Here is an 18,905-nt window from a genome sequence, read left to right as displayed (position 1 = left end):
GTGACACCCCCGCCAGGAAGCGAGACGACACCGGGCTACCCGCGAGGACATGGGCTGCTGGACGGGAGGGTCACGCTGGTGACGGCCGCGGCGGGCGCGGGAATCGGCTACGCCACCGCGAAGCGATGCGCCGAGGAGGGCGCCACGATCGTGATCTCCGACCGACATCAGCGGCGGCTGGAGGAGGCCGCCGAGTCGCTGACCGAGCTCACCGGCGTCAAGCCGCTCGCCGTGCCGTGCGACGTGACCTCGGAGGCGCAGGTGCTCGCTCTGTTCGACGCGGTCTCCGAGGCTCACGGCCGGATCGACGTGGTGGTCAACAACGCGGGCCTGGGTGGTACGGCTGAGCTGGCCGAGATGACCGACGAGCAGTGGCACGCCGTCATCGACGTCACGCTCAACGGCACGATGCGCTGCACCAGGGCGGCTCTGCGGCAGATGATCCCGCAAGGACACGGTGTGATCGTGAACAACGCGTCCGTCATCGGCTGGCGGGCCCAGAAGGGCCAGGCGCACTACGCGGCGGCCAAGGCCGGGGTGATGGCGCTGACCAGATGCGTGGCGCTGGAGGCCGCCCCCCATGGCGTCCGGGTCAACGCGGTGGCCCCGTCGCTGGCGATGCATCCCTTCCTGGCCAAGGTGACGAGCGACGAACTGCTCAGCGAGCTGACCTCCAGAGAGGCGTTCGGCAGGGCCGCCGAGCCGTGGGAGGTGGCCAACGTGATCGTCTTCCTGGCCAGCGACTACTCGTCGTACATGACCGGGGAGGTCGTCTCCGTGTCCAATCAGCATCCCTGAGAGACGCTCTGGCCGCGATACGGCTTTCCGGCGAGACGGGGAACCGACCGGTCAGTGCGCTCCGGCCGCGACCCACCGGTTCGTGCCCAGTCCGGCGAGACGGGGAACCGACCGGTCGGTATGCTCTCGGCATGACTCTGTTCTCGGTGGAAGGCAAGACGGTCGTCGTCACGGGCGGCTCGCGCGGAATCGGCCGGATGATCGCGACCGGATTCCTCGAAGCGGGCGCCACGGTCTACATCTCCTCGCGCAAGAAGGACGAGCTGGAGGCCACGGCCGCCGAGCTGGGCTGCTACGCCGTACAGGCCGATCTGTCCACCCCCGAAGGGGTCGAGGCCCTGGTCGAGGCTGTGGCGGCACGGGAGACCCGGCTCGACGTGCTGGTCAACAACGCCGGGGCGAGCTGGGGCGCGCCATTGGAGGAGTATCCCGAGCACGCCTTCGACAAGCTCTGGAACATCAACGTCAAGGGCGTCTTCTTCCTCACGCGCCGGTTCCTGCCCCTGCTGCGCGCCGCCGCGTCGGCCGGCGACCCCGCCCGAGTGATCAACATCGGCAGCGTCGACGGGATCCGCGTCCCCTTCATGGAGAACTACGCGTACTCGGCGGCCAAGGCAGCGGTCCACATGCTCACCCGGCACCTGGCCCACCAGCTCGCCCGCGAGTCGATCACGGTCAACGCCATCGCGCCCGGCCCCTTCGAGTCCAAGATGATGGCCTTCGCCCTGGACGACCCGGACATGCGCGGCGCGATCGAGAGCGGCATCCCGCTCGGCAGGATCGGCAGGCCCGACGACATGGCCGGCGCGGCCATCTACCTGGCCTCCCGCGCCGGCGCCTATCTCACCGGCGCGGTGATCCCCGTAGACGGCGGCATCACCACCCACGGCTGACCGGTCCGCCTTCGTGGCGGCTACGAGCCCTAGGTCTGTCGTCCCGGAGGCGGCCGGACTTATGGCCGATGCGGGTGGGGTTGCCGCCGTCTAGGGTCTGGCCATGGCTTTCAACACTGCTGAAGAAACGTATTTGGCCTCTCAGCGACGCGGACGGCTGGCGACTGTCGCGCCCGACGGCACTCCGCAGAACAAGCCCGTCGGGTTCCACCACAACTCCGAGCTCGGCACGATCGACATCTACGGCTTCGGAATGGAGTCGTCGGCCAAGTTCCGCAACGTCAAGGTCCACCCGGACGTGTCCTTCGTGGTCGACGACGTGGTGGGCGAAGGGGCGTCTGGTGTGCGCTTTCTGGAGATCCGGGGTCGGGCGGAGGCGACGTCGCCGGCCGTACCACCGGGCGAGCAGGTGAGTGGCAGCTTCATCCGCATCCACCCGCGCCGGATCGTCTCCTACAACATCCACCCGGATCAGCCGGGCTTCCACGCTAGAGACGTCGCGCTTGAGGAGGCCGGCCAGTGACGGTGGAGAGCGCGGTCGTTCTTGGTCCTGGTGGCCCGGTCGGTACGGCGTGGCTGGCCGGACTGGCGGCGGGGCTGCGCCGCGAGGGAGTGGACCTGGGCGCCGCCGATCTGATCGTGGGCACGTCGGCGGGCGCCATCGTGGGGGCGATCCTGGCCAGTGGCGGAGACCTCGACCGGCTGGCCACGCTGCCCGAGCCGACCGATCCCGAGGGCGGCCTGCGGACTGATCCGGAGAGACTGGCGGAGGTGTTCGCGACACTCGACGATGCCGGGCTTGAGCGAGCCGAAGCCCTGCGCCGGATCGGCCGGCTCGCTGTCACCGCCTTGACCGGCGCCGAGGAGGCGTCCATCGCCCGCATGCGGTTCCTGGTCGGCGCAGTCGAATGGCCGGACCGGCCGCTGCTGATCCCGTCGGTGGACGCCGAGACCGGCGAGGCGGTGATCTGGGACCGGTACGGCGCCGCATCGCTGCCTGAGGCCGTGGCCGCCGGCATCGCCTTCCCCGGGACCGCTCCGCCGATCACCATCGACGGGCGTCGCTATATCGACGGTGCTCTCAGGGCCGGGATCAACGTCGATCTGGCGGGTGATGCGCGTGTGTTGATCGTCGCCGAGCCGATGGCGCACATGTCTGGCACGAACGGCGTCGGGGCAGGCGAGGGAGTGGTCATACGGCTGGTTCCGGACGCCGAGGCGATCGACGCGTTCGGTCCGGACATCACCGACCGCGCCGCATGGGCGCCCGCATATCAAGCCGGTGTCAGGCAGGCCCCCGACGCCGCCGAGCGCATTGGGAAAGTTCCGTGATCACGTGAGGCGTGCCGGCGCGCGAGGTGCGGGTAGCGACATCGCACGAGGTGCGGGTAGCGACGCCGCACGAGGTGCGGGTCGAAGCGACGTCGCGGCTGCCCTGGCAGATGAGCTCGCGCTTGCCCTACTGGTCTCGCGATGCTCTCGACGCGGCCTCTCCTCCTGATCATCCGCAGCCGGGCGGCCGGGGGCGGCCTAGTCAGGTCTAGAATCCCGCCATGGCCCAGGTCGCGGTGTGCGGGCCGGGCGATTGCACGCCGGAGGATGCAGCGGCGGCCCGGACGGTCGGCCGCCTTCTGGCCGAGCGCGGCGCCGTCGTTCTGTGCGGCGGCTACGGCGGGGTGATGGCCGCCGCGGCGGCGGGCGCCCGCGAGGCCGGAGGGATCGTGGTCGGCATCCTGTCCGGCCGCGACCGCATCGGTTCGAGCCCCGACCTCACGGTCGCGATCCCCACCGGCATGGGTGAGGCGCGTAACGCCCTGATCGTCCGCGCCGCGGACGCGGTCATCGTCGTCGGCGGCTCATGGGGGACGCTGTCCGAACTGGCCCTCGCCCAACGCGGCGGCACCCCAGTGATCACACTCGGTGGCTGGCGCATCCTCGACGCCGCCGGAAACCCTCTTCCCGGTCCCGTTCAGGCCGCCGACCCGGCCGACGCCGTACGGCGGGCTCTCGACTGATACTCCAGCTGTAGATCGTGATCTCCGTGTCCGTGACCTGCGGGAGAGGCGTTTCAAGGCCCCGGTGATCGTGTAGGGGCCCAGCTCAGGGCATCACGATGGGCGAGCGAGGTACGCCGTCTTGGCGTCGGGCGAGAAACCGCACGCTCTGTAGAACGCGTGCGTAGCAGGCTTACGCGAGCCCGTCAGAAGCATCACTTTGTAGCAGCCCGCGTCCCACGCCGCTCGGAGCGTGCCAGCCATGATCTGCTTGCCCAGTCCTGTGCCCCGCAAGGTCTCGTCAACGACGACGTTCTCAATGACCGCGTACGGCGACGCGGAACGAGTGAGGTTCGGTATCACGTTCAGGTACGTCGTGGCGACGACGACCCCATCGACTTCAAGCACGAACAGGTGCAGGCCGGGCGAACCCAGAATCCGCGCGAAAGCCGCCGCATCAGACCCATCATGCAGAACTGGGTCCTCCGGTTGCAGTTGCCGGTAGAGGCGCAGAATGTCTTCGAAGTCATCGGGCCCGGCCTCGCGGAAGAGCGTCATGACCGCAAGCTAGCGCTTCGGCTGCAGGTCGTGATCTTCATGTCTGATTCGCGGTCGACAATGCCGATCATCCGGGCGGCCGGCTCCGGTTTGGTGGCTAAGACGGTGTCCTCGTCGGGGCCGGCGGCTCGGCAGCGGTCCGGATCGGTCGTCCATACGCGCGGGATCCATAGCTACCGGTCCACCACCGCGTGCCCGCTGTGAGCCGCGTAGAACTCGGATCGAGCCGAGGTAGACGGCGACCTGGGCGTTCTCGATCCTCGCGGCGGTGCCGGTGTATCGGCGCTGGACGCCCACAGTCTGGGGGCCCTTCTTCACGTCCCCGGTCTCGTCCACCACCAAGACGGCCTGGTCGTCTGCCAGATGGTCGAGTACGCAGCCGCGCAGGTCAGGTCATCGCGGAGCGCGTCGGCATCCCACCGGACCCGGCTGAGTAGGTGCTGCATCCCGTCCGGCGTGGCCTGGGTGCACAAGCCTTCACGCTGAAGGGGTGCCCTCGCGGCGACGGGATCGGGCCGAAATTCAGGGCGTTTCCGCAGGCTGTAGCCGTTGCTTCGATCGGGTGTTCGAGGTATTGTCGGGGTAGCCGTTACAGGTGAGCTTAGTTGGCGGGCCGTTTGGGGCCATGCGCCGTTGATGGAAGTACCGGATGTCTGCGTAGGAAGTCCCGATCCGGGCGGTCGGGAAAGCAGTCAGTCGCTTTCGTCTCCGGCAAGGGGGTGGCCGCCATGCGGTTCCGGCTCGATGCCTTCGGTGAGCGTTCTGCTCCGGTCGACCAGGCGGGGCCCGCCGATACGGCCCGCACAACCCCCTCCGCCTTCTCTCCCTCCGCCTCGTCCTCGGCTGAGGGCGCGGCCGATCATCCAGTGGCTGGTGACGCGGCCCACAACGGGTCCGGTGCGCCTGAGGGCGCGGCCGATGACCCGGCCGGGACCGCGAGTGCGCGTGGGATTGGTATCTTCCGGTGGATCGGGCCGCCGCCGGATGCGACCGGATCGATGACCTGGCCCGTGCCTGTAAACGCGCGGGGGACAAGCGCCCGATCGATCACATCCGCGCCGACTTGTTCCTGGGATCGCTGGACGGCTCGTTCGAATGCCTGACCGACGACCAGATCGTCGGCCATGTGCTCGCCCACCCCTTCCACGACCCCCACCCCGCCCCCACTCCCCCCGACGCGGGACCATCCGACGCGGGACCATCCGACCCGGGACCATCCGACCCCGGACCGCTAGGCCTGACGGGCTGCGACCCATCCGATCCCGGCCCCCCCGATCCCGACCAGTCCGATCCCGACCAGTCCGACGGCAGACCCACGGGTCCTGGGCCATCGGCCCCCGACGCCACGGATCCTGACCCGTCCGGCGGCGACCCGTTCGCCCCTAGGCCAACCAGTCCCGGCCCGGCTGCTCCTGGGCCGGTGGGGTCGGGGCCGGTGGGGTCGGGGCCGGTGGGGTCGGTGGGGTCGGGGCCGGTGGGGTCGGTGGGGTCGGGGCCGGTGGGGTCGGGTACGGCCGCGCGTACTGCGGCGGGCCGGGCCTGGGCTGTGGCCGAGATCCGGGTCGAGCTCACCACGCTTGCCGGGCTGGACGAGCATCCCGCTCAGATCCCCGGCTGGGGACTCGTCCACGCCGATCTCGCCCGGCAGATGGTCGCCCGCATGCACGCCGGTGAGTGGCGATTCGCCATCTGCGCCGACGATGGCCATCTCCTCTACACCGGAATTACCCGACGCCGCCCAACCACCGCCACCCCCCGGCCACGCCGCGACCCCCGCCGCGCCGGCATCGTCGAACTACAGATCACCCACACCCGCCTGCAGCAACTGGCCCGTAACCCCGCCTCCCTCGGCGCCTGGGCCCCCACCATCACCGACCTCGCCCACCAAGCCACGAACCAAGCCACGAACCAAGCAACCGGCCAAGCCACCCTCCGAGGCACCAGCCACGCCACCGTAGAACAGACCACACCACCGGCCGCTCACCCGGCTGAATCACCCCACGGGGCTGAACCGAACAACACCGGCCCACCACCTCCAACCCCACCGACCACAAATCCGAGGCCCAGGGCTGCCGCCTGTGCTGCCACCGTGCCCGGCGTTCTCCCACCCGGGACCGGTGTGTCAGGGACCGCCGTGCGAAGGGCTGCGGCGGGGGGTGGCGCGTCCGGGACCGGTGTGTCCGGAAGCGCCTCCCAGGGCGCGGCCGGCGATCGGCGGCGGACGGATGCCGCACTACGGCGCTACGTACAAATCCGGGGCCGGGTGTGTTCATGGCCCGGCTGCCGCGTCCCCGCCACCAAAACCGACCAAGACCACATCACCGACCGAGCCCTCGGAGGCCCCACCCACAAAGACAACCTCGAACTCGCCTGCCGCCACGACCACCGAGCCAAACACCAAGGCGGCTGGCAAGTCACCATGCCCGAACCCGGACTCATCACCTGGACCAGCCCCCTCGGCCACACCTACCCCACCCGGCTACCACCGATCATGACCGCCCTCCCCGACCCCCGCCCCCGCAACTGGCCCGACACACCACCCGACCACATCCCCAACTGGTCCGGGCCCACCATGACCAGCTCACCCTCACCGCACGACGGCGATCGGCGTGCTCCGTCCGGAAGCGCAACCGCGACCGGGAGGCTCAGAGCAGGCCAGGACGAGACCGTGGAACCGCGGAAGGGTGAGAGCAGCAGACACGCCGATGAGGAAAGCGCGATGTCCAGCGCGATGCCCAGTAAGGGGAAGCCCAGCAAGAACGACCTCGGCAAGAGCGCCGACCGACCGGCCACTCCGCTACGGACCTCACTCGCCGCGCCCGCGCGGACCACGCTCGGCTGGGGTCAGACACCTGGCCCCTCGTGCCAGACGTCCTGGCCGGCCGGGAGCGTGGGGCGGACAGGGCGCGTAGGGAGGAAAGGCCTTCCACGTCTACTCGGTCGCGACGACGATATCCCGCCGTTCTGACTAAATCGTGTGTTGGCCCAGCTTCAGGTATATCCCGCCATTGCGTGATGTGATTTACTGCCGAATTGCACGGAGTTTGCACAAGCGCGATCGATCGTCTTCGAACCGGCCGGCCATCCGCCGATCGCGTTATCTGGCCGAGAGCGCAGACACGGAGGAGCCATGTGCTCTACTCTTACCAACGCGACCACCGCGTGATTGTCAGTTTCTGCACACCTGACAGATCACGGCGGTGGTCGTCCATTTGCTACTCCTGCCGGGAAATCGCAGGATCAACCTATGGCGGCCAGGTTCGCGAATCCGCGCGACCGCTATAGAAGCCGAAGCTGTGATTCCAAAAGAATGGCACCAATCCCAGCCCTATAGGTCAGAGACTGTCGGCCAATGCGCGGGCGAAGAGGTTGGGGGCGTCCAGTTCGTAGCGGAGGAACAGGTACGGCTCGGTCAGCTCCAGTTCGATCAGCACGGGTTCGCCGTCGGGCATCCGGACCAGGTCGACCCGGGCGTACAAAAGATTCTCCGGCACCTTGCTGAGGACGAGTTCGGCGACCGCGAACTGGTCGTCGTCCGGATCGCGCAGGGAAGCCTGGTTTTCCGCGGTGATCTCGGTACCGCTCAGCATCGGGTGCCGCCGCACCGCGTGGCTGAACTGGCCGCCGAAGTAGAGCAGGGACAGCTCCCCTTCGTGCTCGACCGCCTCGATGTAGGGCTGCACCATGACCGCCCGGCCCGCGTCGAGGAGCTTGGCCGCGTGAGCCCCCGCGATCTCACGGTCAGCGGTCCTGACTGTGTCCCGCGCCCCGGCCGAGATCGTCGGCTTGACGACGTACTCATCCCAGACGGGAAGCTCCTCTGCCGCTCCCTCTCCGGCTCCAGGTTCGGCCCAATGGGTCGGGACGATCGGCACACCGAGTCCGCGCAGATAGGTCTTGTCGGTGTTCGTCGCGATCACGGATGCCGGGTTGAACAGCCGCGTTGCCGTCTCGACCTGCTGCGCCCATGCCACGAACTCATTTCGGCGGTCGACATAGTCCCAGGCCGAGCGGATCACGGCCGCGTCGAACGACGCCCAGTCGACCCGCGGGTCGTCCCACACCACCGGTGTGCCCTCGATGCCGGCCCCCAGCCAGGCGGCCAGGGCGATCTCCCGCTCGTTGTCGAACCGGGTAACCGGATCGGCGGAGGTGACGTACGCGACCTTCATCAAGCTCCCATCTCCTGTCATCAGCGAACAATGCTACGGACATGTCATCGCTGATGCGGTCAGGGGAGTCAACCTGGTCGGCGCAGCGGCCGGCCGGACCCGGCTCGGCCGATTACGGCCTGTGGGTTCCGGAGGAGATGATCAAGGAACTCACCAGCACTCCCCGCCGCCATTCGGAACGGCGAGCTACAGCCGATCAGCCGCCGCATGATTGATACCGCCGGGCGTCGGGCGAGGGCCGCGGCTCAGACGTCCACTCGCCATGCGGGGATCTCGCCACCACCGTGCAGGAGAACCTGGGCCCCCGTCACGTAAGACGGCACACCGAGCCAGAGGCAGGCCGCCGCGACGTCCTCCGGGCGGGCCATCCGGCCGGCGGGGATGGTGGCGCCGGTCCGGGCCATCCCTGCCGGGCCGCCGTAGTGCTCGGCCGCGTTCTCGGTCTCGGCCAGCCCGACGACCACGGTGTTCACCCGAACGTGGGGCGCCCACTCCGCCGCGAGGCAGGCCGCCAGATGATGCAGGCCCGCCTTGGCCGCGCCGTACGCGGAGGTCCCGGGTGACGGCCGCAGGCCACCGACGCTGCCGATCATTACGACGGACCCGCCGCTCGCGGCGAGCAGGGGGTGGGCGCGCTGTGAGACCAGAAGCGGCGCGGTCAGGTTGAGCTCGATGACGCGCGCGTGCAGCCGGGAGGAGGTGTCCGCAACCGGTGCGTACGGCGAGCCACCCGCGTTGTTGACCACCACGTCGAGCCTGCCGTACGCCTCCTCGATGGCACCGAGCAGCCGGTCGACGTCGGCGGGATCCCGGACGTCAGCCGCGACGAACCGGGGACCGCGCGAGGGGTCGTGCACCGGGCCACCCGAGGGACCATCCGGACGGCCACGCAAGGAACCGTCCCCGCGACCACGCGGGGAGCAAGCCGGAGGATCACCTGCCGAGGGGTCGGACAGGCGGCCTGCCGATGGGTCAACCGGGGAACCAGCCAAGGCACTCGCAGAGGGACGGCCTCGCGATCCATCGGAGGCAGAGCCCGGGGAGACGCCCGGAAGGCTCTTCACGAAGCCGTCCGAGGGCGCGCCTGCCGCGGGATTCTTACGGGCGCAGACGACGACCTCGGCTCCGGCGTCGTGGAAGGCCGCGGCGATCCCGGCGCCGATGCCTTTTGTGCCACCTGTCACGAGCACCACACGGCCGGTGTAGTCGTACGTCACCACCCGCCCATGCTACCGTACCAAGCAAGCGTTAGGTTAGAAGGAAAGGGCGCGATGGGCATCTCAGTCGTCGGAGAAGCGGGGACTGCCGGGGTCGTCGAGATCGTCATGGACGTCCCACCGGTCAACGCGTTGACCGCTCGCGGCTGGTTCGAGCTGGCGGAAGCCGTACAGCGGGCCGGGCGGGACCCGGCGACGCGGGTCGTCGTGCTGCGCGGTGAGGGCCGGGGCTTCAACGCGGGCGTGGACATCAAGGAGATGCAGCGTGCCGACGGCTTCGAGACGCTCGTCGCGGCCAACCGGGGCTGTTATGCGGCCTTCGCGGCGGTCTACGAGTGCGAGGTGCCGGTGATCGCGGCCGTCCACGGGTTCTGCCTCGGCGGTGGCGTCGGCCTGGCCGGCAACGCGGACATCGTGGTGGCGAGCGACGACGCGTACTTCGGACTGCCGGAAGTCGACCGCGGCGCGCTGGGCGCGGCGACCCATCTCGCCAGGCTGGTGCCGCCGCATCTGGTCCGCGCGATGGTCTACACGTGCCGGACGGCGACGGCCGCGGAGCTCCACCAGCACGGCTCGGTGCTCAGCGTGGTCCCCCGCGACCGGCTCAGGGACACCGCGCTCGAGATCGCCCAGGGGATAGCCGCCAAGGATCCCTACGTCATCCGCCGGGCCAAGGAGTCGCTCAACGGCATCGACCCGGTCGACGTGAAGCGCAGTTACCGGTTCGAGCAGGGCCTGACCTTCGAGCTCAACCTCATGGGCGCGGGCGACAGGCACAGGGACGCCTTCGTGAAGGGAGACCGATGACGAGCCCCATATCCAAGGTCATGTCGGTGGAGGAGGTCGTCGGCTCGCTGGAGAGCGGCATGACCGTCGGCATCGGCGGCTGGGGGTCGAGACGCAAGCCGATGGCGCTGGTCAAGGGCATCCTCCGGTCCGAGCTGACGGATCTCACGATCGTGTCGTACGGCGGAGCCGACGTGGGCCTGCTCTGCGCGTACGGCAAGGCGCGCAAGGTCGTCGCGCCGTTCGTGACGCTCGACTCGATCCCGTTGGAGCCGCACTTCCGCGCCGCGCGGCAGGCCGGGGCGATCGAGTTCGTGGAGTACGACGAGGGCATGTTCATGTTCGGGCTGCTGGCGGCGGCCCATCGGCTGCCGTTCCTGCCGACGAGGGCCGGCCTGGGCTCCGATGTGATGCGGGTCAACCCGTCGCTGCGGACCGTGCGCTCGCCGTACGAGGACGGGGAGGAACTGGTGGCCGTGCCGGCCCTCACCATGGACGTGGCGCTCATCCATCTGAACCGGGCCGACCGGCGGGGCAACGCCCAATATCTCGGCCCCGACCCGTACTTCGACGACCTGTACGCCAAGGCCGCGGACCGGTGCTACGTCTCGTGCGAGCGGCTTGTGGACACGGCCGACCTGCTGAAGGAGGGACCGGTGCAGTCGCTGCTGGTGAGCCGGTCGATGGTCACGGGCGTCGTCGAGGCGCCCGGCGGAGCCCGCTTCACGTCCTGCGAGCCCGACTACGGCCGTGACGAGGAGTTCCAGAGGGCCTACGTGGCCGCGGCGGCCGCCCCCGAGTCCTGGCGCGAGTTCACGAAGTGGGTCCACGAGTGAGCGCGGATCCGGTGAACGCGTCCAGGGCGGAAGTGTGCGTGGTCGCCTGCGCGGAGGCGTTCCGCGGCGACGGGGAGATCCTCGCGGCGGGGGTCGGGGGCGCGGTCACGGTGCTGGCCGCCCGGCTGGCGCGTCTGACCTTCGAGCCCGACCTGATCACCACGGACGGCACATGCCTGCTGACCGGCGACGTCCCGCCGCTGGGGGCCGAGCCCGAGGTGATCGAGGGCTGGCTGCCGTTCCGCGATCACCTGTGGCTGGTGCTGCACGGGCGCCGCCACGTCATGCTCGGCGCCTCGCAGATCGACCGGCACGGGAACACCAACATCTCCTGCATCGGCGACTGGGCGCGGCCGACGTCGCAGCTCCTCGGCGTGCGCGGGGCGCCCGGCAACACGGCGTGCGACCCGGCGAGCTACTGGATTCCCAGACACTCGACCCGCGTCTTCGTGCCCAAGGTCGACATGGTGAGCGGCGTGGGCCACGACCGGGCGGGCTCGCTGCGCCATCGCGAGCTGCGCCACCACGAGCTGCGGCGAGTCGTGACGAACCTGTGCGTGCTCGACTTCGACGGCGGCCTCATGCGGCTGGTCTCGGTCCACCCGGGAGTAAGCGTGGCGGACGTCGCCGGCAACACCGGATTCCCGCTCATCGTCCCGGACGAGGTGCCCGAGACCCGCCTGCCCACCACGGAGGAGCTCCACATCATCCGCGACGTCCTCGACCCCGGCGGCCTGCGCGAGCGAGAGGTCCGGGCGTGAGGACGGCGCTGACCGATGTCGTGGGGTGCCGGCATCCGATCGTGCAGACCGGGATGGGCTACGTCGCGGGGGCGCGGCTGGCGGCGGCCACCTCCAGGGCGGGCGGGCTGGGCGTCATCGCGGCGGCCACGATGCCGGTCGATCAGATGACCGCCGCCATCCGGGCGGTGAAGGAGCGCACGGACGCGCCGTTCGGGGTGAACATCAGGTCGGACGCGGACGACGCCGCCGAACGGGTCGAGGTGATGATCCGCGAAGGCGTCCGGGTGGCGTCTTTCGCCCTGGCCCCCCGCCGCGACCTGATCAGCCGCCTCAGGGACGCGGGGGTGGTGACGATTCCCTCGGTCGGGGCGCGCAGGCACGCGGAGAAGGTCGCCGCCTGGGGCGTGGACGCGGTCATCGTGCAGGGCGGAGAGGGCGGCGGGCACACCGGCGCAATCCCCACCACGCTGCTGCTGCCGCAGGTGGTCGATACCGTCGACATCCCGGTCGTCGCGGCGGGCGGCTTCTTCGACGGGCGGGGTCTGGTCGCCGCCCTCGCGTACGGCGCCGCCGGGATCGCGATGGGCACCCGGTTCCTGCTGACCTCGGACTCCCCCGTGCCCGACGAGGTCAAGAAGGTCTACCTGGGCACGGCGGACACGCTGGTCACGACCCGGGTGGACGGCGTGCCGCACCGGGTGCTGCGCACGCCGTTCGTGGAGTCGCTGGAGCGGTCTCGACTGCGGCTGCTCCGCGCGGTGCTCAACGCCGCCCGGTTCAGGCGGCTCAGCGGCATGTCGTGGGCCGGGATGCTGCGGGAAGGCCGCCGCATGAGGCATGGGCGAGACCTCGGCTGGGCGCAGGTCCTCCAGGCGGCCAACACGCCCATGCTGCTCAAAGCCGCCATGGTGGACGGCCGGGCGGACCTCGGCGTGCTGGCGTCCGGGCAGGTGGTCGGGGTCATCGACGACCTGCCCACCTGCGCGGAGCTGATCGACCGGATCATGGCCGAGGCGACAGCCGTACTGAACGGGCTCACCCGTCTCCGAACGGCACCTGCCCCCAGCCCGACGAGGGTCATTCCTCCTGGAGGCCGGTGAGGATCTCGGCCGCGGCCTGGCCGCACACTCGGGCGGAGCCGTGGGTGGCGATGTGGACGGCGCCGAGGTCCGTACGGCCCGGCAGGCCCATCTCCACGACGACGCCGTCCGGCCGGGCGGCGAGCATGCGTTCCAGGACGTGCATCTGCCACGGATGGCGGTGGGCGTCCCGCACGACGATGACCAGCGGCCGGTCCGCCGCGTCGCCGAGCGCCCGGTCGGGGGCGCCGTCCATGGCCTCGGGCTCGCGCAGGCGGGTCACGGTCGTGCCGGGCAGCAGCTTGCTCAGCGGCTCCCCCGTGCCCCACGGCATGCCCTTGTCGATGGCCAGGTTCGTCTCGGGGGCGAGCTCGACCACGTGCGGCGCCGCCGCGAGGGGAAGCACGGCCGCCGCGCCGCGGTGGCGGGTGACCCGTACGGCACGGCGGGCGGCGGCGAGGCCGATCTCCCGCGAGCCGGCGGCCTCGGACGCCCCGGCCTGCCAGGAGGCGAGCGCCCGCACCCGGACGGCCGCTTCGGCGAGCCGGTCCTCGGTCAGCTTGCCCTCCGCGACGGCATCCACGATGGTGTTGCGGATGAGCTCCACCGTGGCCTCGTCGGAGTTCTCCCCGCCGACGCAGATGGAGTCGGCGCCGGCCGCGATGGCGAGCGCGCTCGCGCCGCCCAGGCCGTAGACCCCGGCCACGGCGGCCATCTCGATGCCGTCGGTGACGACGAGGCCGTCGAAGCCCAGCTCGGTCCTGAGGAGGTCGGTGAGGATGCGCGGGCTGAGCGTCGCGGGCAGCTCGGAGTCGTACGCCGTGACGAGCAGATGGCCCGTCATGATCGCGCGTACGCCTTCCCGGATGGCGGCGCGGAACGGCCACAGCTCGACCTCGGCCAGCTCCTCCCGGGAGACGGTGACGCGGGGGACGCTGTGGTGGGAGTCCACCGACGTGTCGCCGTGCCCGGGGAAGTGTTTGGCGCAGGCTGCCACTCCGGCCGACTGCAGGCCGCGGATCCAGGCGGCGGTGTGCCGGGCGACCAGTAAGGGGTCGGCGCCGAACGACCGCAGGCCGATCACCGGGTTGTCCGGGTTGCTGTTCACGTCGGCGGCGGGAGCGAAGTCGATGGTCACCCCGGCGGCGCGAAGGTCCCGGCCGATGTCACGGCCGACCTGCTCGGTCAGCTCCTCGTCGTCCACCACGCCGAGCGCGTAGTTTCCCGGCCGGGAGCTGCCCGTGCGGGCCTCCAGGCGGGTGACCTCCCCGGCCTCCTCGTCGATGCCGACGAGGATGTCCGGGTTCTCGGCGCGCAGGGCCGCGGTGAGGCCCGCGAGCTGGGCCGGGGTGTCGACGTTCCTGGAGAAGAGCACCACACCGGCGAGGCCGTCGGCGAGCCGCCGTCGCACCCAGTCGGGAGCGGTCGTCCCCACGAAGCCGGGAAGGAGAACCGTGTCGGCCAGCCGGAGCAGGTCAGGGCTTCGCTTCATGCTGTCGTGGGGTGTGCAGGCAACATGGGGTGGGTAGCCAACGTGGGGTAGGTGAACACAGGGCAGCGGTCAGACATGCCCGAAATTTAATAGGAAACTTTCCTATTCGCCAGAGGGTTGACCTTGGATTTTACAGATCAGTTCGTTGGAGCTTGTTGCCCTTGACTCGGAAGCCCGCCGCTGTCGACACCGGCGCTCCCGGCCGGTCCACGAAATCGACCACTCGGTAGTCGGTCTGGAAGTCGTCCATGCTCGCCGTACAGGACAGGTAGCCCCTGCGGTGGTCGAAGAACGCGATGTGCGGGTTCAGTGCCAGGATGGCGGTCGCGTCCGTCATCGGCGGCATGCTGGTCACGGACGTCCCGACGAACTCCACGCCGAGCGCCTTGGACGCCGGGTCGGCCCAGTCGGCCCGCAGGTCGCAGGCCCAGCCGTTGTGCACGTCCCCGCTCAGCACGACCAGGCCGTCGGGGGCCTCGGCCAGCACGCGCGCGCGAGACTCGGGGAATCCGTCCCAGGCGTCGGTGCTGGGAGGCTCCAGGGGGAACTTCCGCTGCGCGAAGAAGACCGCCTGCGCGAGAACCTTCCACCGCGCGGTCGCGCCCTTCAGCCGCGCGGCGAGCCACTGCTCCTGCTCGGGGCCGAGCATGTCCCGGCCCTCGCGGTGCTGCCTGGCGTCCACGAGCACGAAGTCGACGACCCGCCCGTACGGCCGCCAGCGGTGGTTCTGCAGGCTGGGGCCGCTGGGCCGGACGCGCAGAGGCAGATGCTCGTAATACGCCTTGAAGGCGGCGGCCCTCCGCTTGAGGAACGCGGCGGGGCTGGTGCCGTCACCGGGCAGCGCGCCGGAGTAGTTGTCCCGGACCTCGTGGTCGTCCGGCATCGCGATCCAGGGCGCGGCGGCGTGCGCGGCCTGGAGGTCGGCGTCCATGTGGTAGCGGGCGTAGCGGTTGCGGTAGTCGCCGAGCGTCCTGCACTCGGCCTCCGACTCCAGCGGCCGCACGTACCGGCCGGCCTTGGGGTGGGCCGGCTTGCCGTACTCGTAGATGTAGTCGCCGAGATGCAGGATCACGTCGGGACGCTCATCGGCCAGATGGCGCAGAGCGGTGAAGAAGCCATGCTCGTAGCGCTGGCACGAGACGACGCCGAACCGGACGGGGGCCGTCGAGGCGGGGTCGGGGGCAGTCTTGGTGCGGCCCACCTGGCTGCTGTGGCCGTCGATGGAGAACCGGTAGAAATACTCCGTGGCCGGCCGCAGGCCCGTCACCCGGACGTGCACGCTGTGGGCCCAGTCGGGCTGGGCCGAGGCCGTGCCGGACTGGACCACACGGGCGAACGCCTCGTCCTCGGCGAGCTGCCACTGTACGGCCATCGCCTGGTTGGGCATGCCGCCGGGCCGGGTGGGGTGGAGCGGCTCGGGGGCCAGACGGGTCCACAGGATCACGCCGTCGGGTAACGGTTCCCCCGAGGCCACCCCCAAAGTAAATGGATAGCCCAATTTCGCCATAGCTCCGATCCTGCCCAAGAACGCGGGCCTGTGGCGGCTGTTTGCGCATGATCACGTCTCGTGGCGGCGCAGGTGGGCGCACCCGCCGGGGAACGTGTGCATGATCACGATCGACGATTGGGCAGGTCGGAGGGCCGAGCGGGAAGTCTTGCATGATCACGGCAATGATCACGCCTGGAGGCGTTCGATGATCGTGACGTTGGCCTGGCCGCCGCCCTCGCACATGGTCTGCAGGCCGTACCGGCCACCGGTGCGTTCGAGCTCGTGCAGCAGGGAGGTCATGAGCCGGGCCCCGGTCGCGCCCAGCGGGTGGCCGAGCGCGATCGCCCCGCCGTTCGGGTTGACCGTGGCCGGGTCGGCGCCCGTCTCCTTGAGCCAGGCGAGCACCACGGGCGCGAACGCCTCGTTGATCTCCACACCGTCGATGTCGTCGATCTTCATCCCGGCTCTGCGCAGCGCGTGCGCGGTGGCCGGGATGGGCGCGGACAGCATCATGATCGGATCGGCGCCCCGGGCGGACATGTGGTGGATCCGGGCGCGCGGGGTGAGGCCGTGGACGCGGACGGCCTCCTCCGAGGCGATCAGGAGCGCTGCGGCGCCGTCGGAGATCTGGGAGGAGACGGCCGCCGTGAGCCGGCCCCCTTCGACGAGCGTCCTGAGCGCGGCCATCTTGTCCGGGGTCGTGTCCCGGCGCGGCCCCTCGTCGGCCGTCACGCCTGCGTAAGGGACGATCTCCCGGTCGAACCTGCCCTCGTCGATGGCGGCGATCGCGCGCCGATGGGAGGCGTAGGCGAACGCCTCCATGTCCTCGCGGGAGATCTCCCACCGGGCGGCGATCATCTCCGCCCCGCGGAACTGGGACACCTCCCGCGTGCCGTACCTCGCCCGCCAGCCGTGCGATCCGCTGAACGGCCCCTCGGAGTGGCCTCCTGCGGTCATGGCGGAGGCGATCGGCACCATGCTCATGTTCTGCACGCCCCCGGCCACGACGAGGTCCGCGTTGCCGCTCTGCACGGCCTGCGCCGCGAAGTGGACGGCCTGCTGCGACGAGCCGCATTGCCGATCGACGGTGACGCCGGGGACCTCCTCGGGCAGCCCGGCCGCGAGCCAGCACGTCCTCGCGATGTCGCCTGCCTGCGGCCCCACGGTGTCGACGCAGCCGAAGACCACATCCTCCACCGCGGCCGGGTCCACGCCCGTCCTGTCCATGAGCGCGCGGAGGACGTGCGCCCCGAGGTCGGCGGGGTGCGCCGCGGCCAGGCCGCCGTTCCGCCTGCCGACAGGTGTGCGAACCGCGCCCACGATGTAAACCTCAGCCATGACCGGCATTGTACCAAGCGCTTGTTAGGTGCGCCGAAGGTTGTTCGGAGCAGCGGTTATGTGAACAAGCCCTTGCTCGTGGGCCCATAATGGAGAGGTGAACCAGCGAAAGAACTCCGGCGCCACCGCCGCCCCGGCGAAGGCCAAGCGCGCGGCGGCCACGGGCGCGGCGTCGGAGCGGCGCGACCACCTCGTCAAGCTCGCCGCCGAGCTCTTCGCGCGCAAGGGCTTCCAGGCGACGACCGTGCGTGAGATCGCCGACGAGGCGGGCATCCTCTCCGGAAGTCTCTACCATCATTTCGACTCAAAGGAGACGATCGTCGACGAGGTGCTCCGCACCTTCCTCGAGGATCTGATCGCCCGCTACCGCGTGGCGCTGGAGAACGCCGGGGAGCCCCGCGCCGTCCTCTCGGAGATGGTGCGGATCGGCTTCGGCACGCTGGAGCCGCACCGCGCGGCCATCACCGTCATGCAGAACGACTGGAACTACCTGCGCTCCCTCCCCGGGGACCGCTTCGACTACCTCGTCAGGGCCGAGGACGAGGTCGAGCGCATGTGGGTGGAGCAGATCAAGCGCGGCCAGACCTCCGGGCAGTTCCGCTCCGACGTGGACCCCAAGCTGACCTATCGGATGATCCGCGACACGATCTGGGTGGCCGTGCGCTGGTTCCGCCCGGGTGGCCGTCTCAACACCGAGGGCCTCGCCGAGCACTACATCACCGTCCTGTTCGACGGCCTCGCGACCGGCGAGCGGACCAGCCAGCGGGCATGACGATCGTCAAGGCGGTACGGCTCGCGCTGACCGAGATCGCCGACCCCTCACGCGCTCCCGCCATGCGGGCGTACATGAAATCCGAGATGCCGTTCCTCGGGGTGACGGCCGTGCCGCGGCGGGCCGCGCTGCGGCAGGTGTTCGCCGAGCACCCCATGGAGTCGGCTCCCGAGTGGCGGGAGGCGGTCCTCGACCTCTGGCGTGAGGCCGAGTTCCGCGAGGAGCGGTACGCCGCGATCGAGCTGTCCGGCCACCGCCCTTACCGGTCGTGGCAGACGCTCGACACGCTCCCGATGTATGAGGAGATGGTCGTCACGGGCGCGTGGTGGGACCTCGTGGACGAGATCGCCGTGCACCGTGTCGGCACCCTGCTGCGCCTCTACCCCGACACGATGCGGTCGCTGATGCTGAAGTGGGCGCGCGATCCCGACCTGTGGAGGCGGCGCACGGCGATCCTCTGCCAGAACGCCTTCAAGGAGCGCACCGACGTCCGCCTGTTGTACGCGTGCATCGAGCCGAGCCTGTCGGACATCGACTTCTTCGCCCGCAAGGCCATCGGCTGGGCGTTGCGCGAGTATGCCAAGACCGACCCCGGCGAGGTCGTCCGCTACGTGAACCACCAGCGCATCACCGGCCTGTCCCGGCGCGAGGCCCTGCGCAACGTCCCCACCCCACCCCAACCCCCCGCGTGATCATGCACATGTTCCCGGCTGCCTGGCCGTACCGGCGCAAACCCTT

Annotated in this window: 18 protein-coding genes and 2 pseudogenes; 12 read left to right on the top strand and 8 right to left on the bottom strand. The window is 70.2% G+C overall.

Annotated elements, in window-relative coordinates; translation table 11 throughout:
- From N5079_RS27795 to N5079_RS27775, 5 genes are all read left to right on the top strand, one after another.
- Positions 1 to 798 (top strand): SDR family oxidoreductase, encoded by a 798-nt coding sequence (locus N5079_RS27795; protein ID WP_261587090.1) that lies wholly within the window; start codon positions 1 to 3, stop codon positions 796 to 798.
- A gap of 131 nt (positions 799 to 929) precedes the next feature.
- Positions 930 to 1,691, top strand: a complete 762-nt coding sequence (locus tag N5079_RS27790) for an SDR family oxidoreductase (RefSeq protein ID WP_261587089.1) — start codon at positions 930 to 932, stop codon at positions 1,689 to 1,691.
- 103 nt (positions 1,692 to 1,794) lie between these two features.
- Positions 1,795 to 2,214, top strand: a complete 420-nt coding sequence (locus N5079_RS27785; RefSeq protein ID WP_261587088.1) for a PPOX class F420-dependent oxidoreductase — start codon at positions 1,795 to 1,797, stop codon at positions 2,212 to 2,214.
- The gene (locus tag N5079_RS27780; protein ID WP_261587087.1) at positions 2,211 to 3,023 is read left to right on the top strand and encodes a patatin-like phospholipase family protein; all 813 of its coding nucleotides are present in this window, start codon (positions 2,211 to 2,213) and stop codon (positions 3,021 to 3,023) included. Before N5079_RS27785 ends, N5079_RS27780 begins: the two co-directional genes overlap by 4 nt.
- Before the next feature lie 221 nt (positions 3,024 to 3,244).
- Entirely contained in the window at positions 3,245 to 3,706 is a 462-nt protein-coding gene (locus N5079_RS27775; protein WP_261587086.1) for a TIGR00725 family protein, read from the top strand.
- Positions 3,707 to 3,799: 93 nt separating this feature from the next.
- Here the strand turns inward: N5079_RS27775 and N5079_RS27770 are convergent, their stop codons facing one another.
- Positions 3,800 to 4,243 carry a GNAT family N-acetyltransferase gene (locus tag N5079_RS27770; protein ID WP_261587085.1) on the bottom strand — a complete coding sequence of 148 codons (444 nt, stop codon included), beginning with the start codon at positions 4,241 to 4,243 and terminating at the stop codon, positions 3,800 to 3,802.
- Positions 4,244 to 4,308: 65 nt separating this feature from the next.
- Positions 4,309 to 4,701: pseudogene (locus tag N5079_RS27765) on the bottom strand (transposase); the annotation flags it as partial.
- Between the two features lie 1,190 nt (positions 4,702 to 5,891).
- On the opposite strand from N5079_RS27765, the gene N5079_RS35655 reads away from it, so the two are divergent.
- The gene (locus tag N5079_RS35655) at positions 5,892 to 7,211 is read left to right on the top strand and encodes an HNH endonuclease signature motif containing protein (protein ID WP_410007836.1); all 1,320 of its coding nucleotides are present in this window, start codon (positions 5,892 to 5,894) and stop codon (positions 7,209 to 7,211) included.
- Between the two features lie 367 nt (positions 7,212 to 7,578).
- On the opposite strand, the gene N5079_RS27760 is transcribed toward N5079_RS35655, so the two are convergent.
- The 3 genes and pseudogenes from N5079_RS27760 to N5079_RS27750 form a co-directional block, all read right to left on the bottom strand.
- Complete coding sequence (locus N5079_RS27760; protein WP_261587139.1) at positions 7,579 to 8,415, bottom strand: RimK family alpha-L-glutamate ligase; 837 nt, start codon at positions 8,413 to 8,415, stop codon at positions 7,579 to 7,581.
- 245 nt (positions 8,416 to 8,660) lie between these two features.
- Positions 8,661 to 9,272 (bottom strand): SDR family oxidoreductase, encoded by a 612-nt coding sequence (locus tag N5079_RS27755; protein ID WP_261587138.1) that lies wholly within the window; start codon positions 9,270 to 9,272, stop codon positions 8,661 to 8,663.
- 243 nt (positions 9,273 to 9,515) lie between these two features.
- A pseudogene (locus N5079_RS27750) lies at positions 9,516 to 9,599 on the bottom strand (short-chain dehydrogenase); the annotation flags it as partial.
- 87 nt (positions 9,600 to 9,686) lie between these two features.
- Here N5079_RS27750 and N5079_RS27745 point away from each other — a divergent pair.
- The 4 genes from N5079_RS27745 to N5079_RS27730 are packed head-to-tail and all read left to right on the top strand — an operon-like array spanning position 9,687 to position 13,097.
- A complete protein-coding gene (locus N5079_RS27745; RefSeq protein ID WP_261587083.1) occupies positions 9,687 to 10,439 on the top strand; it encodes an enoyl-CoA hydratase family protein in 753 nt (250 codons plus the stop codon).
- A complete protein-coding gene (locus tag N5079_RS27740) occupies positions 10,436 to 11,254 on the top strand; it encodes a CoA transferase subunit A (protein WP_261587082.1) in 819 nt (272 codons plus the stop codon). The genes N5079_RS27745 and N5079_RS27740 overlap by 4 nt, the downstream gene beginning before the upstream one ends.
- On the top strand, positions 11,251 to 12,015 hold the full coding sequence (locus N5079_RS27735) for a CoA-transferase subunit beta (RefSeq protein WP_261587081.1): 765 nt from the start codon (positions 11,251 to 11,253) through the stop codon (positions 12,013 to 12,015). Before N5079_RS27740 ends, N5079_RS27735 begins: the two co-directional genes overlap by 4 nt.
- Positions 12,012 to 13,097 carry an NAD(P)H-dependent flavin oxidoreductase gene (locus N5079_RS27730; RefSeq protein WP_261587080.1) on the top strand — a complete coding sequence of 362 codons (1,086 nt, stop codon included), beginning with the start codon at positions 12,012 to 12,014 and terminating at the stop codon, positions 13,095 to 13,097. Before N5079_RS27735 ends, N5079_RS27730 begins: the two co-directional genes overlap by 4 nt.
- Here the strand turns inward: N5079_RS27730 and N5079_RS27725 are convergent.
- The 3 genes from N5079_RS27725 to N5079_RS27715 all read right to left on the bottom strand — a co-directional run bounded on the left by N5079_RS27725 (position 13,075) and on the right by N5079_RS27715 (position 17,395).
- Positions 13,075 to 14,568 carry a glycoside hydrolase family 3 protein gene (locus N5079_RS27725; protein ID WP_261587079.1) on the bottom strand — a complete coding sequence of 498 codons (1,494 nt, stop codon included), beginning with the start codon at positions 14,566 to 14,568 and terminating at the stop codon, positions 13,075 to 13,077. The genes N5079_RS27730 and N5079_RS27725 overlap by 23 nt on opposite strands.
- A 130-nt stretch (positions 14,569 to 14,698) precedes the next feature.
- Positions 14,699 to 16,075, bottom strand: a complete 1,377-nt coding sequence (locus N5079_RS27720) for an alkaline phosphatase D family protein (RefSeq protein ID WP_261587078.1) — start codon at positions 16,073 to 16,075, stop codon at positions 14,699 to 14,701.
- Positions 16,076 to 16,243: 168 nt separating this feature from the next.
- Entirely contained in the window at positions 16,244 to 17,395 is a 1,152-nt protein-coding gene (locus tag N5079_RS27715; RefSeq protein WP_261587077.1) for an acetyl-CoA C-acetyltransferase, read from the bottom strand.
- 97 nt (positions 17,396 to 17,492) lie between these two features.
- On the opposite strand from N5079_RS27715, the gene N5079_RS27710 reads away from it, so the two are divergent.
- Together N5079_RS27710 and N5079_RS27705 are read left to right on the top strand one after the other, a co-directional pair.
- Positions 17,493 to 18,167, top strand: coding sequence for a TetR/AcrR family transcriptional regulator (locus tag N5079_RS27710; RefSeq protein WP_261587076.1), 675 nt, complete (start codon positions 17,493 to 17,495; stop codon positions 18,165 to 18,167).
- Complete coding sequence (locus tag N5079_RS27705; protein ID WP_261587075.1) at positions 18,164 to 18,859, top strand: DNA alkylation repair protein; 696 nt, start codon at positions 18,164 to 18,166, stop codon at positions 18,857 to 18,859. The genes N5079_RS27710 and N5079_RS27705 overlap by 4 nt, the downstream gene beginning before the upstream one ends.
- Positions 18,860 to 18,905: the final 46 nt, after the last annotated feature.

It is taken from the genome of Planotetraspora sp. A-T 1434 (genome assembly GCF_025420585.1).
GTDB lineage: Bacteria > Actinomycetota > Actinomycetes > Streptosporangiales > Streptosporangiaceae > JAOEGB01.
This window is presented reverse-complemented; position numbering and strand designations above follow the sequence as displayed.